The following is a 979-nucleotide window of genomic DNA, read 5'->3' on the forward strand; positions in this document are numbered from 1 at the left end:
GGCACTTTACCATGAGAGATATGGCAACAACGTCAATAGTGAAGATCTAGATTTTGGAATTTCTGCAATAGCGCAAGTTCCTGAAATTGTTGCAATGATATACAGGCATATCAACAATCAGGAATTCATAAATGCCAACAATGAATTGAACTATAATGAAAATTTCTTAAGGATGATGTTTGGCGATGCTTTTGATAACGATAAAAGTACCCTTTTTGCAAAAGCTCTGGATAAAATATTCACTCTTCATGCTGACCATGAACAGAATGCTTCTACAGCGGCTGTTAGGTTGGTGGGATCAGCCGGTTCTAGTTTGTTTGCAAGCCTCTCTGCAGGAGTTGCTACACTTTGGGGACCGGCGCATGGTGGTGCTAACGAGGCAGTTATAAGTATGCTAAAGGAGATAGAGCAAAGTGGAGATATAGATAAGTTCATTGAAAAAGCTAAAGATGATAAAGATCCATTCAAGTTGATAGGGTTTGGTCATCGTGTTTATAAAAATTACGATCCACGCGCACGCATATTGAAAGACGCCTGTAATGAGGTTTTGGGTAAACTGGAACAAAGTAGTGAACTGCTCAAGATTGCAAAAAGACTTGAAGAAATAGCTTTAAAGGATGAGTATTTTGTTGTGCGCAAGCTATATCCGAATGTTGACTTTTATTCAGGTATAATAATGAACGCTATTGATATCCCTTCGAATATGTTCACGCCTATTTTCGCACTTGCAAGAACTACTGGTTGGGTTACTCAGTGGTATGAAATGGCAAATGACAAAGAAACTAAAATCAGTAGACCAAGGCAGCTCTATGTTGGTAAATAAATCTTCATTAGACCTCTCACATAGTTTCTAGCAGCGCGCTAAGCGTATAACAACCGTCATCCAATAGAAACAAAAAACTACTTGACAAGTTCTGTCAACCCCCTTATAATGACACTGAAGCTATTTGTTTAACTTTCCAATCTGTGCAGGTTAAAA

At 38.4% G+C, this 979-nt stretch carries 1 protein-coding gene; it reads left to right on the plus strand.

The features are described 5' to 3' along the window. A partial coding sequence (locus GO685_RS05345; RefSeq protein ID WP_175937884.1) for a citrate/2-methylcitrate synthase occupies nucleotides 1-823 on the plus strand: 823 nt, incomplete at its 5' end. Between the last annotated feature and the right edge of the window lie 156 nt (nucleotides 824-979).

The organism is Wolbachia endosymbiont of Madathamugadia hiepei, from assembly GCF_013366855.1.
Taxonomy (GTDB): Bacteria; Pseudomonadota; Alphaproteobacteria; order Rickettsiales; family Anaplasmataceae; genus Wolbachia.